Source organism: Amycolatopsis ultiminotia (genome assembly GCF_039536925.1).
In the GTDB taxonomy this organism is placed as follows: Bacteria; Actinomycetota; Actinomycetes; order Mycobacteriales; family Pseudonocardiaceae; genus Amycolatopsis; species Amycolatopsis ultiminotia.
This window is the reverse complement of sequence record NZ_BAAAZN010000002.1, coordinates 48223-63736: the sequence shown is the minus strand read 5'-3', so window position 1 is coordinate 63736 and position 15514 is coordinate 48223. Positions and strand designations below refer to the sequence as shown.

General features: G+C 70.4%; 10 protein-coding genes. 1 reads left to right on the top strand and 9 read right to left on the bottom strand.

The window, feature by feature from the left end; translation table 11 throughout:
• Positions 1 to 30 precede the first annotated feature (30 nt).
• The 7 genes from ABD793_RS05245 to ABD793_RS05215 all read right to left on the bottom strand — a co-directional run bounded on the left by ABD793_RS05245 (position 31) and on the right by ABD793_RS05215 (position 8143).
• A complete protein-coding gene (locus tag ABD793_RS05245) occupies positions 31 to 681 on the bottom strand; it encodes a VC0807 family protein (protein WP_344855913.1) in 651 nt (216 codons plus the stop codon).
• Entirely contained in the window at positions 678 to 1799 is a 1122-nt protein-coding gene (locus tag ABD793_RS05240; protein ID WP_344855912.1) for an FAD-dependent oxidoreductase, read from the bottom strand. Before ABD793_RS05240 ends, ABD793_RS05245 begins: the two co-directional genes overlap by 4 nt.
• The gene (locus tag ABD793_RS05235) at positions 1796 to 2272 is read right to left on the bottom strand and encodes a MarR family winged helix-turn-helix transcriptional regulator (RefSeq protein ID WP_344855910.1); all 477 of its coding nucleotides are present in this window, start codon (positions 2270 to 2272) and stop codon (positions 1796 to 1798) included. The genes ABD793_RS05240 and ABD793_RS05235 overlap by 4 nt, the downstream gene beginning before the upstream one ends.
• Positions 2273 to 3245: 973 nt before the next feature.
• Positions 3246 to 3791, bottom strand: coding sequence for a regulatory protein RecX (locus ABD793_RS05230; RefSeq protein WP_344856839.1), 546 nt, complete (start codon positions 3789 to 3791; stop codon positions 3246 to 3248).
• A 1005-nt stretch (positions 3792 to 4796) separates the two neighbouring features.
• A complete protein-coding gene (gene recA / locus ABD793_RS05225; RefSeq protein WP_344855908.1) occupies positions 4797 to 5843 on the bottom strand; it encodes a recombinase RecA in 1047 nt (348 codons plus the stop codon).
• Between the two features lie 247 nt (positions 5844 to 6090).
• Positions 6091 to 6285: a DUF3046 domain-containing protein gene (locus ABD793_RS05220; protein WP_344855906.1), complete on the bottom strand. Its 195-nt coding sequence runs from the start codon at positions 6283 to 6285 to the stop codon at positions 6091 to 6093.
• A gap of 34 nt (positions 6286 to 6319) precedes the next feature.
• Positions 6320 to 8143 (bottom strand): Hsp70 family protein, encoded by a 1824-nt coding sequence (locus ABD793_RS05215; protein ID WP_344855904.1) that lies wholly within the window; start codon positions 8141 to 8143, stop codon positions 6320 to 6322.
• 186 nt (positions 8144 to 8329) lie between these two features.
• On the opposite strand from ABD793_RS05215, the gene ABD793_RS05210 reads away from it, so the two are divergent.
• Positions 8330 to 12976 carry an ATP-dependent helicase gene (locus tag ABD793_RS05210; RefSeq protein ID WP_344855902.1) on the top strand — a complete coding sequence of 1549 codons (4647 nt, stop codon included), beginning with the start codon at positions 8330 to 8332 and terminating at the stop codon, positions 12974 to 12976.
• Positions 12977 to 13026: 50 nt separating this feature from the next.
• Here the strand turns inward: ABD793_RS05210 and ABD793_RS05205 are convergent, their stop codons facing one another.
• Together ABD793_RS05205 and ABD793_RS05200 are read right to left on the bottom strand one after the other, a co-directional pair.
• Complete coding sequence (locus tag ABD793_RS05205) at positions 13027 to 14142, bottom strand: sensor histidine kinase (protein ID WP_344855900.1); 1116 nt, start codon at positions 14140 to 14142, stop codon at positions 13027 to 13029.
• Positions 14139 to 14795 (bottom strand): response regulator transcription factor, encoded by a 657-nt coding sequence (locus tag ABD793_RS05200; RefSeq protein WP_344855898.1) that lies wholly within the window; start codon positions 14793 to 14795, stop codon positions 14139 to 14141. The genes ABD793_RS05205 and ABD793_RS05200 overlap by 4 nt, the downstream gene beginning before the upstream one ends.
• Positions 14796 to 15514 lie beyond the last annotated feature (719 nt).

Below are 15514 nucleotides of genomic sequence, written 5' to 3'. Positions count from 1 at the left end.
GCCGGCTGGGTTGCTTCGTGGCCGGGCCGGTCACCGCGTGGCCGGGTCCAGGTGCGCTTCGATGATCGGACGCAGCGGGCGCATCCGGGCTCGGGTGTAGAGGATCGCGAGCACCAGCAGCACGATCAGCGGCGCCTGGGACAGCAGGAAGGACTGGTCGATTTCCTGCCTGCGGTAGCTGTACACGATGATCGTGCGCAACACGGCGTCGGCGAGGAAGGCCAGCGCCCACACCACGGTCACCGACCGGATGGTCTTCCGCAATCGTGCCGAGCGGTCCCAGGCCCGTTCGTATGCGCTGAGCATCGCGGGGTTTCCCTTGGTGGCGAACGGCTTTCCCGATTCGTACGCCAGCGGTTTGCCGACGAAACACGTGACCAGCGCGTAAATCCCCGCGACACCGATCAGGAAACCCGGTTTGAGCAGGATGATCCGCGGATCCACGGTGAGTGCCAGCAACGCGAGCGAGAGTGCCAGTTCGATGAGGACGAGCAGGCCGAAGGCGTCGATCCTCCGCGCCCGCACGGTGTTGACGACCGTGCCGATCCCGGTGGCGGTGCCGGAGATCGCCAGCGCCCAGAACTCGTCGACTCCGAAGACCTTGCTGAGCAGGAAATAGCCGCCGATCGGGACCACGAGGTCGAGCAGCAACGGGAGCGCGGCACGCATTTTCGGGGTCACGGGCGCGCTCCGGGAACGAGCGGGCGCGCGGCGATCGCCGAGTTTTCGACGGCCTCGAACGCGTAATCGCGCATGTCCCGTTCGTATGCCGCGATCGCCGGCACGAGGTCCGATTCGCCGCGCTCGACGGCGGCCAGTGCACCGCTGAGCCGTGCGGCGTCCCGCAGTGCGGTGTTCGCACCTGCCCCGCCCGCCGGGTTCATCGCGTGGATCGCGTCGCCGAGCACGGTCAGCCGCCCGCTCTGCCACGCCCCGACGCGAGCCGAGGTGCGGATCGTGATGCCGAAGGTGTCGCCGACCTGTGCGCCGGCCACGATGTCGCGGAGCGCCGGATCCCAGTCCTGCACCACCTCGAGTGCGTACCGGTGCAGCTCGGCAGCGTCGCCGGGCAGGTCCTCGGTGGTGAGCAACGCCCACATCAGGTATCCGTCGACGGGATCGAGTGCCACCTGCGTCTGCAGTTCGGCGATCGGGCGCCGCGGGTTGTATGCGCCGAACACCAGCGTCGCGCCGGCCGGGCCGAGCGCGGCACAGAACGCGGTCCGCTCGTCGTCGCGCAGCGGGGAACGTCCGTAGACGCAGCGGAGCCCGGTGTCGGTGACCTCGGCTTCCGGTGCGATCACGGTCCGCAGCACCGAACCGACGCCGTCCGCGGCGACCAGTACGTCACCGTCCACATGAGACCCGTCGGCGAGCAGCGCGCGGACGCCGTCTGCTCGTTCTTCGGCGCCGGTAACCCTGCTCCCGAACCGGACCGGCAGACCATCGAGCAGGACCTGCCGCAAGGTCTGCCGGTTCACCGCGGTGTGCTCGACCGGACCGTCCTGCACCGGCAGATCGATGGCGTGCAGTTCGGTGCCGTGGTGGTCGAGCGTGACGAGCCGGCGTGCGCCCGCTTTGGTCGAGGTCGCCTGGTAGAGGTCGAACAGTTCGGCGGTCAGGACCTGCCGCAGCGCCGCGCCGCCGTTGTCGTCGATGTGGATTCGGTAGCCCTGGCCGCGGATGGCGGAGGACGGATCGCGTTCAAGGACGGTCACCTCGGTTCCGGCGCGGGTCAGACCCTGTGCGAGTGCGAGACCGCCGATACCCCCACCGGCGACGATCACATGCAGACTCATGGATTCCCCTTCTTTTGCCAGCGCCGTCCGCCGGGAGCGCTCTCCCTGGCTTTCACTTCGGCGATGGACTCTTCGAATTTGGTCAGCAACGATCCGAACTGACGGACCTCCTCGGCGTCCCACGACTCGAGGAAGTCCGCGAACCGGTCGAAGCCGAGTGCGGTCAGCCGGCGCACCTCGTCCCAGCCGGCGTCGGTCAGCGAGATCAGACAGGACCGCCGGTCGTCGGGATCGGGGTCGACCTTCACCTGCCCCGCGTCCTCCAGCACGCGGGTGGACCTGGCGATCGAGGATTGGTGAAGCCCCAGTTCAGAAGCAATCTCCGACGGCCTGACCTGGCCCCTTGTCCCGGACTCGCGCAGAATCGCGATCTTGGTCGGATCGTAGTTGCGCGCCTGTGCCCGACGCATCCCCTCGGCGATCCGGGTGAGCGGGTAGACGATCCGCTCCAGCTCCTCGTCACTCGGCCTCATGGGAACGACCATAGATGTATTTGCGAGACGCAAACAAGTGATTTGGGGAAAGTTCAGGGTCATCCCTGAGCCGATTCAGGGTTCACATCACGAGCGCCGCCCGGCACGTTCCCGAAGAGGCCCGCCAGGCCCGCCGGTTCCGACTACCGCCTCGGCACCACTCGGCAAAGGGCCGTCAGACAAACAACCTGACGACGGCAGGTCCACAGCAGGCAACCTGCCCTCACACCGTGCCCACAGCAGGCAACCTGCCCTCACGCCGTGCCCACAGCAGGCACCCCCACCCACTCCAGTCCACGGCCCGCTGCCCCACGCCGGGCCCACGACAGGCACCCCACCCACGCCAGGCCCACGGCCGGCAACCTGCTCCATGCCGGGCCCACGACAGGCAAACCGACCTCGCGTCAGACCATCGACAGACAACCTGACTACGCCAGGCCCACGGCAGGCAACCCGCCCATACCGGGCCACGACAGGCAATCTGCCCATGCCAGGCCCGTGGCAGCCCAGCCACCACCGCGACACGCCGACTCGTCCGGTCCCCAACCACTCACCACGGCACCCCAGCCCGTCACCGGCCACCTGAACTCACGGTGCCCAGCCCATCCGCCGGGCCTCAATCCACGCCACGGCCCCGACTTCATCACAGGAACTCACCACGCCACGAGGCACCACCCACCCCAGCACCCCGACGCACCGACGCACCGACGCACCGACGCACCGACGCACCGACGCACCGTGCCAGCGCGGCGCACCAAGGGCCTCGATGTCGGCCCGGCGACTCCACCCTGCGATGCAGCGACGCGGCGATGCAGCGATGCAACGACCGCTGCGCCTGCCGTGATCTTCGCCTAGAACGACGTCCGCGCACGCGACACCATCCGGCGCCATTCCCGGGCAGCGACGTCCGGGCATGCACCACCATCGCCCGGCGCTCGCTCCGGGCAGGGGCGCTCGTTCGGGCGGGAGGCGGTCAGTCGAGGGTGACGTCGTCGAGGAGTGCGGATTCGGCGCCGTAGGTGCGGAGTTCGTCGCGGATCACGGTGTAGGCGAGGCCTTGCGGGTAGCCCTTGCGGGCGAGGAATCCGAGCAGCCGGCGAATCGCGGTCTGCTCGTCGACGGAGCCGAGCGAGCCGAGACGTTTGCGCACGAGTTCCCGTGCCCGTTCCTCTTCGGATTCCCGATCGACTTCCTCCGCGGCCTGGTTCGCGATCTCCTCGTCGACACCTTTGCGCCGCAGTTCCGCGACGAGCGCCGTGCGGGACAGGCCCTGGTGTGCGTGCCGGTTGCGGACCCACGTCTCGGCGAACTCGGCGTCGTTCACGAGCCCCGAGCGATCGAGTTTGCCCAGCAGTTCTTCCACGGTCTCGTCGTCGAATCCCTTGCGCCGCAACGTCTGCCGCAGCTCGTCGACCGTACGCGGCCGCGCCGCGAGCAGGTCGAAACAGATCTCCTTGGCCTTCTTGGCCCGCTCCTCCGGCGGCAACTCCGCCGGCTCGACCTTCGGCGCCCTCGCCACGGCTTCACTCCCCACTTCCCGGCACCGCCAGGCGGCACCCTGATCACGACACCACCGACGTCGCCGCCCGAGCTTCACACGACCACACTGCCGTCACCATGACCGGCCAACGCCAATCACCGCCACGCCGACACGACGCTCCACAGCGAGCCCACACCGCTTCACCGCGACGAAGCCCACACCGGCCCAGCACATCGGCACCGACTCCCCCGCGCAACACGAGCCATCACCGCAGCCGCCACGGCGCGAGGACCGACCGGCATCCCCACCACGACGCGAGAGCCGACCGGCTTCACACCGCAGGCCCGCTCGCACGCAACGCAGAGACCATCCGCCGACCCAGTCAGCCCGCCCCATCGCCCACGGGACGAACACCGGCCCGCCAGGCTGGCCCACCGACCAGGGCTACCGCCCCTGACCCCGCGCACACCGGCGCACCGACCAACCGGCAACCCCGGTTACCAGGTCGGCCGCTGCCGTCAGCCCTCACCGATGCAAGGCCCGGCACTCACGGCCAACGCGCCGGAAGGTGCACCGCCACGAGCGGCCAGCGCTGCCGGAAAGCCACCCGGCGCAGGCACCCACCCCGACACACTCGACCGACCCAGCGGAAAGTGCACCGCCACGAGCAGCCAGCGCCACCGGCAGGCGACCTTGGCGCACGACGTGCACCTCGACGCTCTCGGCCGGCGCGCCGGAAAGTGACCCGCCGCGAACGTCCAGCAGCCGGAAAGCCCGCCCAAGGCAAGACGTCCTACCCGGCACACTCGACCGACCGGCCGAAGGTGCACCGCCACGAACGGTCGGCGCGCCACCGGAAGCCGACCGGCCATCTTGTACCCGGAGCGTGCCAAGGCACCCGCCCCGGCGCTCTCGGCCAGCGCGTCGGAAGGTGGCCCGGCGTAAAGCGTGCATCGCCCGGCGTTCTCGGTCAGGTCGGCGGAAAGTGCACCGCCACGAGCAGTCAGCGCTGCCGGAAAGGGCACCGGCGCAAGCGGCGGCCGGTCAGAAGTCGACCGGTGCCGGCACTGCTTCGACGACCTCGGCGTCGAGCTGCGGACCGATACCGAGCTTCTCCTTGATGCGCTTCTCGACCTCGTTGGCGATGTCCGGGTTGTCGCGCAGGAAGCGGCGGGCATTCTCCTTGCCCTGGCCGAGCTGGTCGCCCTCGTAGGTGTACCAGGCGCCCGACTTGCGCAGGATGCCCTGGTCCACGCCCATGTCGATGAGCGAGCCCTCGCGGGACACCCCCTGGCCGTAGAGGATGTCGAACTCGGCCTGCTTGAACGGCGGTGCCACCTTGTTCTTGACGACCTTGACCCGGGTGCGGTTGCCGACGGCCTCGCCACCGTCCTTGAGGGTCTCGATGCGGCGTACGTCGAGCCGGACCGACGCGTAGAACTTCAGCGCCTTGCCACCGGTGGTGGTCTCCGGCGAGCCGAACATCACGCCGACCTTCTCACGCAGCTGGTTGATGAAGACCGCGGTGGTACCGGAGTTGGACAGCGCACCGGTGATCTTCCGCAGTGCCTGGCTCATCAGGCGGGCCTGCAGGCCGACGTGCGAATCACCCATCTCGCCCTCGATCTCGGCCCGCGGCACGAGTGCCGCGACGGAGTCGATGACCAGGATGTCGAGCGCGCCGGAGCGGATCAGCATGTCGGCGATCTCGAGCGCCTGCTCCCCGGTGTCCGGCTGCGAGACGAGCAGCGCGTCGGTGTCGACGCCGAGCGCCTTCGCGTACTCCGGGTCGAGCGCGTGCTCCGCGTCGATGAACGCGGCGATCCCGCCGCCCCGCTGCGCATTGGCCACCGCATGCAGGGCGACCGTGGTCTTACCGGAGGACTCCGGGCCGTAGACCTCGACGACCCGGCCGCGCGGCAGTCCGCCGATGCCGAGCGCGACGTCCAGTGCGATCGCACCGGTGGGGATCACGGCGATGGGCGGACGGCTGTCCTCGCCGAGGCGCATCACCGAACCCTTGCCGTACTGCTTGTCGATCTGCGCAAGGGCGAGCTCGAGCGCCTTGTCCTTGTCGGGTGCTGCTGGCATGGAAGTCCACCTCGCTGGTTGGGTCTTGTTCGGTTGTCCAGATCGAGCTTGTCCGGGGGTCAAACTCCGTTCCGGTCCGACGCTACGGGGCGGGACCGACAATTCCGGGCGCGGCGGCCGATCTGTGGATCGCCGGCCCGGTTGTGGACAACACCCTAGACGAACAGGTGTTCGAGCCCGGCACCGACACGCCCGCGCGCTGGTCTTTTTCGCCGGCCCCGACCGGACCTGCGAGAGAAACCGCAGGTCAGCGCCGCTCGGGCGGAACGTCGAACGCGGCGCAGACCGCACGCCAGATTTCCTTGGCCGGGACCCCCGCGGTCAGTGCCTGCTCGACCGTCCGGCCGTCGAGCCCGCTGAACACGTGGTCCTGGGAAAGCACATCGGCGCGACCGGCCCCGAACTCTTCGGCCATCAGCCGCCGGAACACCGTGATACGCATCGGCCGAATGCTAGCTCCCGTGCCGGGACCGGGGTCACTCCCCCGGCTGGACGTTCTGCTCGAAGTAGTCGGCGAGCGCACTCGGCGTGGTCGCCTGGTCCCCGGAATTCACCTGGTAGATGAACCCGACGAGCGGCCGGTCCTGTACCGCGAACACAAGCACCGCAGACGTCCGCCCGGCCGCCGAGGAGTAGTGCCCCTGCAGGTCGTTGCCCTTCCAGTCCGCCTCGATCCGGTCACCGCCCGCCGAGGTGAGCAACCCGTCGGTATAGGTCTTCAGTTCCGCTGCCGACTGTCCGTGGATGTAGGTCACCTGCGTGCCCGCCCTGCCCGGCGCAGCGCACGTCACGGTGGCACCGAGGCTCTTCGGTGGAGCTGCCGGCCCGTTGCCGGTACCGGCACGACAGCCGCCCGAATCGGCGACCTTCCCGGCAAGCTGACGCATACAGTCGGTCAGCCCGGACGAGTCGGTTTGCCCCGGCGTACGGCACTGGTCAGCGGTATACGTCTGCACTGACGAGCTGGTTGTGAAGAACACCGTGAGCCCCGCAGCGAGCAACACCACCACAGCAGCGGCAATGCCGATCCACAGCTTCGTACGGCGGTTCTTCTCCGGCTTCTCCGGCGCGGCGGGCGAGTACGTCGGAAAGTTGGACGGAGCCGGTCCCGAGGGGAATGAAGGTGCAGGCGGCGCGTACGCGGGATAGCTGCTCGGCGGAGGACCTGCAGGAGGCACGTACGCGCCCGAAGCGACCTGTCCCTCCACGTTCTGCGTACGCATCGACAGCCCGTCTCGAGCGACGTGCTGTGCGCCCAGCGCCACGGCGGTCTCCGGCTGGTCGAGGCTCGCGGGTACGACGCCGAGCTTCTCCGCGATCATCGATCCGACCAGCGGCAGCCGGCTCGAACCACCGACGAGGTAAATACCCGCGAGACGGTCCTGCGTGAGCCCGGCAGAACGCAGTGTCCGCGAAAGCAGCTCCACACTGCGCAGCATCGCCGGGCGTACCAGGCCTTCGAGCTCACCGCGCGTGACGAGCACGTCCTTGAACGGCTCCGGCATGGGCACCTCGGTCTGCGGATGCCGCGACAGTGCTTCCTTCGCGGCCTTCACGTCTTCCTGCAGCGCACGCCGGGTACGGCGGTCCGCAGTGGACTCAGGGCGCAGGAGCCGTTGCCAGCGCTGCGGATCCGAATGCGACACCTCGCGTCCGACGTGCACCATCAGCGCTTGGTCCACGTCGAGACCACCGAGGTCCGGCAAACCGTCTTCGGCGAGCACGGTGTACCCGTTCTGGTTCGCGCCCACGACGGCGACGTCGAAAGTGCCCGCGCCGAGGTCGTACACCGCAAGCGCCTGTCCCGGCGCCAGTGCGTGCCCGGGGTAGGAGGCGAAGTGCGCCGCGGCGGCGACAGGTTCGGGCACGAGTACGAGGTTCCCGCGGATCCCGGAGAGCCGGGCAGCCGACAACAACACGTTGCGCCGCACCGGGCCCCATTGCGCGGGGTGTGTGAGCCGTACCTCGTCAGGCTGGTCGCCACCGAGCTGGCGGGTGGTCTCGTCCAGCACCCGGCGCAGGACCGCGGCGAGCGCCGCGTTGACGGGTACGACGTCGGTGCCCAGCAGCAGCGTCTGCTCGTCGATCCGGCGTTTGGGGTTGGGTTCGAACCGGGTCGGGTCGAGCCGCGCGCGGCGCTCGGCGTCGCGGCCGACCATGAGCGTGCCGTCTTCGCCTGCGTAGACGGCCGACGCCATGTTGGCCGATCCGTCCACCTCCACGACGCGCGGCGGCCTGCCGTGCGCCGAAAGGACGGCGACGGTGTTGGACGTCCCGAGGTCCACCGACAGGATCCGCACAGAACTCCCCCTCGTCGTGACAGTGCTGGCGCAGATGCTGCCACGAGCCCGGTCACCGTGCGGGCGGACCCGGGAAACGCGACGCAGGCAACACCCGGCGAACCACCGGCCAGGTCACCCACACGAGGGCTGTTCGGCCCGGGTGCGGCGACCGGGGCCCGGAAATTGTCGGGGGTGCCGCGCATCATGGACGACGTGGCACCAGACGTCCTCGACCTCTTCTCCCCGGCGACCCGCACCTGGTTCGCCGGGGCCTTCGCCGCCCCGACCGCGGCGCAGGAAGGGGCCTGGCGGGCCGCGCACGCCGGGCAACATGCCCTGGTCGTGGCGCCCACCGGGTCCGGCAAGACGCTGTCCGCGTTCCTCTGGGCGCTGGACCGGCTGTCGGTGGAACCACCGCCGCCGAGCCCTCGGGAACGGTGCCGGATCCTCTACGTTTCGCCGCTGAAAGCGCTGGCCGTCGACGTGCAGCGCAATCTGCGCGCGCCGCTGGCCGGGATCTCCCAGTCGGCCCGCAGGCTCGGGCTGCCCGCGCCGGAGATCGAGGTCGGCATGCGCACCGGGGACACCACCGCGGCCGAACGTCGTTCGTTCGGCAAGACCCCGCCGGACGTGCTGGTGACCACCCCGGAGTCGCTGTTTCTCATCCTCACCTCGTCGGCGCGCGAATCGCTGAAGGGCGTCGAGACGGTCATCGTCGACGAGGTGCACGCGGTCGCCGGCAGCAAGCGCGGGGCGCACCTCGCGCTGTCGCTGGAACGGCTCGACACGCTGCTGCCGCGGCCCGCGCAACGGATCGGACTGTCCGCGACGGTCCGCCCGGTCGACGAGGTCAGCGCGTTCCTCGCGGGCGGGCGTCCGGTCACCGTGGTGCAGCCGAAACTCGCCAAGACGATCCAGGTGCGAGTGGAGGTGCCGGTCGAGGACATGGCGAACCTCGACGGCCCGGCACCGTCACCGATGGAGCGGCTCGAAGAGCTCACTTCTCTGTCGCAACTGCCGTCCGAAGGCGGCCGCAACGAGGAGACCGACGGTGCGGAAGTGCGGCGGCCGTCGATCTGGCCTGCGGTCGAAGAACGGGTGCTGGAGCTGATCCAGGCACACCGCTCGACCATCGTGTTCGGCAATTCGCGGCGGCTCACCGAACGGCTCACCGCCCGGCTCAACGAGCTGGCCGCCGAACAGACCGAACTGCCCGCAGGCAGCGATTTCCCGGCCGAGGCGATCGGCCAGTCCGGACTCACCACGGGTGCGGCGCCGGTGATCGCACGGGCACACCACGGGTCGATGTCGCGCGAGCAGCGCACGCACGTCGAAGAGGAGCTGAAGTCCGGACGGCTGCCGTGCGTGGTGGCCACGTCGTCGCTCGAGCTGGGCATCGACATGGGCGCGGTGGACCTGGTCGTGCAGATCGAGGCGCCGCCGACGGTCGCCTCCGGACTGCAGCGCGTCGGCCGGGCGGGGCACCAGGTCGGCGCCGTGTCGTCCGGCGTGATGTTCCCGAAGTTCCGCGGCGACCTGGTGTCCTGCGCGGTGGTCGCGGAGCGGATGGCGGAGGGCGCGATCGAAGCCGTGCGCTACCCGCGCAACCCGCTCGACGTGCTGGCCCAGCACGTGGTCGCGATGGTGGCGCTCGAATCGTGGACGGTGCCCGAGGTCGCTTCGCTGGTACGCCGGGCAGCGCCGTTCACCGCGCTGCCGGACGACGCACTGCACGCCGTGCTCGACATGCTCGCCGGGCGTTATCCGAGCGAGGAGTTCGGTGAGCTGCGCGCGCGGATCACCTGGGACCGGGTCGCCGGCGAACTGCGCGGACGGCCGGGATCGCAGCGGCTCGCGGTCACCTCCGGCGGCACGATCCCCGACCGCGGGTTGTTCACCGTGATGACGCCGGGCGAAGAGGGCAAGTCCGGATCGAGGGTCGGCGAGTTCGACGAGGAGATGGTCTACGAATCGAGGGTCGGCGACACGATCCTGCTCGGCACCTCGTCGTGGCGGATCACCGACATCACGCACGACCGGGTGCTCGTGGTCCCGGCACCGGGCCAGCCGGCCCGGATGCCGTTCTGGAAGGGCGACGCAGCAGGCAGGCCGCTGGAGCTGGGGCGGGCACTGGGTGCGTTCGTCCGCGAACTGTCCACTTCGGACTCGGCAGCCGCGCGCGACCGGGCCGCGGCGGCCGGTCTCGACCGTAAGGCGTGCGACAACCTGCTGGCGTACCTGGAGGAACAGAAAGCGGCGACCCGGCACGTGCCGAACGACCGCACGATCCTGCTGGAGCGCTACCGCGACGAACTGGGCGACTGGCGGATCGTGCTGCACTCGCCGTTCGGTGCGCAGGTCAACGCACCGTGGGCGTTGGCGATCGCGGCCCGGCTGCGGGAAAACCGCGGGGTCGACGCGCAGGTCGCGCACTCCGACGACGGGATCGTGCTGCGGTTGCCCGACGCACTCGACGCGGACGGCGGTGAGGTCACCATCGGCTCCGACGACGTGCTGCTCGATCCCGACGAGGTCGAGCAGCTGATCGTCGCGGAGGTCGGTGGTTCGGCGGTGTTCGCGGCCCGGTTCCGGGAATGCGCGGCCCGTTCGCTGCTGCTGCCGCGGCGGGATCCCGGGCGGCGCACCCCGTTGTGGCAACAGCGGCAGCGGGCGTCGCAGCTGTTGTCGGTGGCGGCGAAGTACGAACGGTTCCCGGTCGTACTGGAGGCCATGCGCGAGGTCCTGCAGGACGTCTACGACGTAGGCGGCCTGCGGGAGCTGATGACGGACGTCCGGACACGCAAGGTGCGGCTGGTCGAGGTGGAGACGCCGGCCGCGTCCCCGTTCGCGCGGAGCCTGCTGTTCGGCTACGTCGGCATGTTCCTGTACGAGACGGACGCGCCGCTGGCCGAACGGCGGGCGGCCGCGCTGTCACTGGATTCCGCGCTGCTCGCCGAATTGCTGGGCACCGAGGCGATCCGCGAACTGCTCGATCCGGAGGCGGTGGCCGAGGTCGAACGGTCGTTGCAACGGCTCGATCCGGAGCGGCTCGCCCGGTCCGAGGAGGATGCAGCGGATCTGCTGCGGTTCCTCGGCGATTTGTCCACAGTGGAGGCTTCGGCACGCGGGATCCGGCCGGAGTGGCTGGCGGAGCTCGTCTCGGCACGGAGAGCGATCGAGGTCCGCATTGCCGGCGAGGAGCGGTATCTGGCGATCGAGGACGCCGGGCGGGTGCGGGACGCGCTGGGGGCCGCGCTGCCGGTGGGCGTGCCCGAGGCGTTCACCGAACCGGTCGCGGACCCGTTGGGCGACCTGCTTGCCCGTTACGCGCGCATCCGCGGCCCGTTCAGCGCGGCGGCCGCGGCGACCCGGTTCGGGCTGGGCACGGCCGTGGTCACCGGGGTGCTCGACCGGTTGACCGGCGAGGGCAGGCTGGTGCGCGGCGAGCTGAGCCCGGTCGGGCACCCAGACACCCACGGCGTCGGCGTCGAGTACTGCGACGCCGCAGTGCTGCGCAGGCTGCGGCGGGCCTCGCTGGCGCGGCTGCGGGCCGAGGTCGAACCCGTGGAACCCGAGGTGCTGGGCCGGTTCCTGCCCTCGTGGCACGGGATCGGCGCGCGGGTGCGGTCCGCGCCGACCGCCGACGATGTGCTGTCGGTGGTCGAGCAGCTGGCCGGTGCGCCGTTGCCGGCCAGTGCCGTGGAATCGCTGATCCTGCCGAGCCGGCTGCCCGGATACTCGCCGGCGCTGCTCGACGAGCTCACCGCGGCCGGTGAGGTGACCTGGGCGGGGTGCGGCGCGCTCTCCGGCGGGGACGGCTGGCTGGCGCTGGCGCCCTCCGACGTCGCGGACCTGCTGCTGCCCGAGGTGGAGGAGAACCCGCCGGACAGTCCGCTGCACGAGGCGATCGTGGTGGCGCTGGAAGGTGGGGCGCTGTTCTTCCGGCAGCTCGTGGACCGCGTCGCACCCGCGTTGGAAACCCCGCCGAACGACGGTGACGTGGTGTCGGCGCTGTGGGACCTGGTGTGGGCCGGGCTGGTCACCGGCGACACGCTCGCACCGCTGCGGGCCCAGGTCGCCGGGCACGGCGCGCACAAACCACGACGGTCGGCGCCGCGGGGCCGTTACGCCCGCATGCGAGCGGGCCGGCCCGCGATGCCGTCCCGCACCGGCCCGCCCACCGCGGCCGGCCGATGGGCTCGCACGCCGGTCCGCGAAACCGACCCGACCCGTCGCGCGCACGCTCGCACCGAGGCATTTCTCGAACGGCACGGCGTACTCACCCGCGGGGCTCTCGACACCGAACGGGTCACCGGCGGATTCTCCGGCATCTACAAGGTCCTGCGCGGGATGGAGGACACCGGCCAGGTCGTGCGCGGCTACGTGGTCGAGGGCCTCGGTGCGGCCCAGTTCGCCGCCAAGGGCGCCGTCGACCGGCTGCGTGCGCTGTCCGGGCCGGCCTCCTCCACTGACCGTGGACGAGGCAGTGCGGTGGTCCTCGCCGCCGCGGATCCGGCGCAGCCGTACGGCGCCGCGCTGCAGTGGCCCGCCGCGACAGGGGACACGAAACACCGTCCGGCACGCAAAGCGGGCGCGTTGGCCGTCCTGGTCGACGGACTGCCCGCGTTGTACGTCGAACGCGGCGGCCGTTCCCTGCTGAGCTTCACCGAGGAACGAGCGCCTCTGCAAGCCGCCGCGGCCGCCCTGTCCACCGCCGTGCGAGAGGGCTGGCTGGGCCAGCTGGCCGTCCAGCGCGCGGACGGCGAACACGCCCTGACCTCCGAGCTGGCCGAAATCCTCCGGGAGGCCGGTTTCCGGGCAACGCCGAAGGGACTCCGTTTGCGCGCTTGACCACCGATACGCAACTCGCCACCGGCCGAGAGCCGGCCGCGATGGTCCGGTCACGCCGCCGGTAGGTGCACCTCGACCATGAGCCCACCGCTGTCCCGTGGCCGGGCGGTCGCCGAACCACCGTGTGCTTCGGCGATCGCGCGGACGACCGACAGGCCGAGACCGGAGCCGGGCGGCCGGGACGGGTGATCGAGGCACAACCGAAGGAACGGCTCGAACAGCCGGGTGGCGTCGTCCTGGCCGAGCGGTGCTCCGGTGTTGGCGATCTCGAGCACGCACTCCCCGGTGTCGGCCGACCGGGCTGTGCGCGCGGACAACCAACCTTCGGGCGTGTTGTACCGGAACGCGTTGTCGACGAGATTGCGGACGAGCTGCTCGAGCAGCACCGGGTCGCCGCGGACCTCGGCCGAGTCGAAGTCTTCCCGCACCTCGATCCCGTGTCCCGGATGTGCCCGTACGATCTCGCCGGTGAGCTGGGCGAGGTCGACGACGTCGCTCTCTGCCACGGTCCCGGGGTTCTGGGCCAGTGCCAGCAGGCTGTCCAGCAAACGCTGCTGATGCGCGGTGCTGACCAGGAATTTGCGTCCCAGCGCAACGGTCTCGGCAGGTGCGCCGGGGTGAGCGACGGCCACTTCGGCGACCGCGCGCTGGCCGGCCACGGGCGTCTTCAGTTCGTGGGCGGCGTTCGCGATGAATCTGCGTTGCCCGGCGAACGACCATTCCAGGCGGGCCAGCATCCGGTCGAACGTGTCGGCGAGCTCCTTGATCTCGTCGTCCGGGCCGGACATCTGGATCCGAGTTCCGAGGTCCTGGTCGGCCACCTGCTGCGCGGTGGCGGTGATGTGCCGGACCGGGCGCAGCGCGCGCCGGGCCATGAACCATCCCAGCAGCGCGGCCACTGCCGCCGCGGCCAGCAAAGCGACAGCACCGGTCCGTACCAACGAATCCTGGACGGCGGCGCGGAGGTCGACGATCTCCGTGTCCTTCGGGAACGAGCTGGCGGCATCGGCGTGGCCCGGACCGAGAGCCAGCTGCCCCTTGACCCCTTCCTCCGGAAGCACCGAACTAGCCAGGAGCAGGGTCAGACCGAGCAGCGCCGCGCCGGTGACCGCCGTGAGCACGGTGTAGATGAGCGTCAGACGAGCACCCAGGGTCCAGCGTTTCACGGGATCCGGTACCCCACCCCGGCGACGGTCTCGATCACCGGGGGTTCCGCCAGCTTCCGCCGGAGTCCGGTCATAGTCACCCGGAGCGCGTTGGTGAACGGATTGACATTCTCGTCCCACGCGCGTTCCAGGAGTTCCTCCGCCGACACCACCGAGCCGTTCGCTCGAAGTAGTTCCTCGAGCACGATGAATTCCTTCTTGGTCAGCGAAACCAGGCGGTCGTGGCGGATCACCCGGTGCCTTGCCGGATCGAGGACGACGCCCGCCCGTTCCAGTACCGGTGGCGCGGCCAGCCTGCTGCGGCGGCCGAGCGCGCGGACCCGTGCGATGAGCTCGGTGAAGGCGAACGGTTTCGGCAGGTAGTCGTCCGCGCCGAGCTCGAGCCCGAAAACGCGATCCGGGACCGTCGCGGCGGCCGTGAGCAACAGCACCCTGGTCGCCGCCTGGCCGTCGGCCAGTGCACGACACACCTCGTCACCGTGCACCGCCGGCAGATTGCGGTCGAGTACCACCACGTCGTAGTCGGTGATCTCGCACCGTTCCAGCGCGGCGGCGCCGTCGTAGACCACATCCACGGCCAGATCGTGGTCCCGCAGGCCCTCACCCACCGCATCCGCCAGCATGCGGTCGTCCTCAGCCACCAGAATGCGCACGAGACATCGTTACCACATCCGGTACGCGCCGAGCCGGCAGTGAGGGACTTAGGGGCAAGAAAGAGCCACTTTTTTCGCTAAGAAAAGGATAAGGCGACGGCTGGCGCTCAGCTGATACCCGAGCAGGCACGCTTTCCCTGGTTCCGGCGTCCGGCCGGAAACCAGGAATCCGAATATGGGAGTAATGCCATGAAATTGTCTCGTGTCCTGGGCTCGCTCACCTTGGCGGGTCTGGCGGCCTCCGGGCTCGCCGTGCTGGTGTCCCCGGCCTCCGCCGCGGAAAACGCCCCGTCGCTGACGTGCAGCGGCTCGAGTGTGCCCGGCGGCACCGGAGCATCGCCGGTAGAAACCACCCCTGGGGCACCCCTCGGGTCTCCGGAACGTCTTTTCGCCGCCACGGACGTGCCTTGCCAGCTTGGCGTGCCGGCGCTGGACGGGGTCCCGGGCGCGCCCGGTGGCCCAGGCGGCTCCGACCTGCCGGGACTGCCAGGGCTGCCCGGCAACGGCGGACCGAGCGTACCGGGTGCACCGGGTGCACCGGCGCAGCACGCCGGACGCTGACCCACCCGTTGCCGGGCGGGCCGTCCCGCCCGGCAACGGCGCTCGGCCGGCTTCGACCACGACGTCCTCCCGGCGCGCCGGCCGACCCGCGCCATCGCCGGTCGCACGGGCATTCCGGCGACCCTCGCCGGGTGCCGGGGGGTGGTCACTAGACTCTG

Excerpts from the sequence above, each read along its gene's own strand:
- ABD793_RS05240 (WP_344855912.1), bottom strand. The coding sequence starts at position 1,799 with ATGAGTCTGCATGTGATCGTCGCCGGTGGGGGTATCGGCGGTCTCGCA.
- ABD793_RS05235 (WP_344855910.1), bottom strand. The coding sequence starts at position 2,272 with ATGAGGCCGAGTGACGAGGAGCTGGAGCGGATCGTCTACCCGCTCACC.
- recA (WP_344855908.1), bottom strand. The coding sequence starts at position 5,843 with ATGCCAGCAGCACCCGACAAGGACAAGGCGCTCGAGCTCGCCCTTGCG.
- ABD793_RS05220 (WP_344855906.1), bottom strand. The coding sequence starts at position 6,285 with ATGCGTATCACGGTGTTCCGGCGGCTGATGGCCGAAGAGTTCGGGGCC.
- ABD793_RS05210 (WP_344855902.1), top strand. The coding sequence starts at position 8,330 with ATGGACGACGTGGCACCAGACGTCCTCGACCTCTTCTCCCCGGCGACC.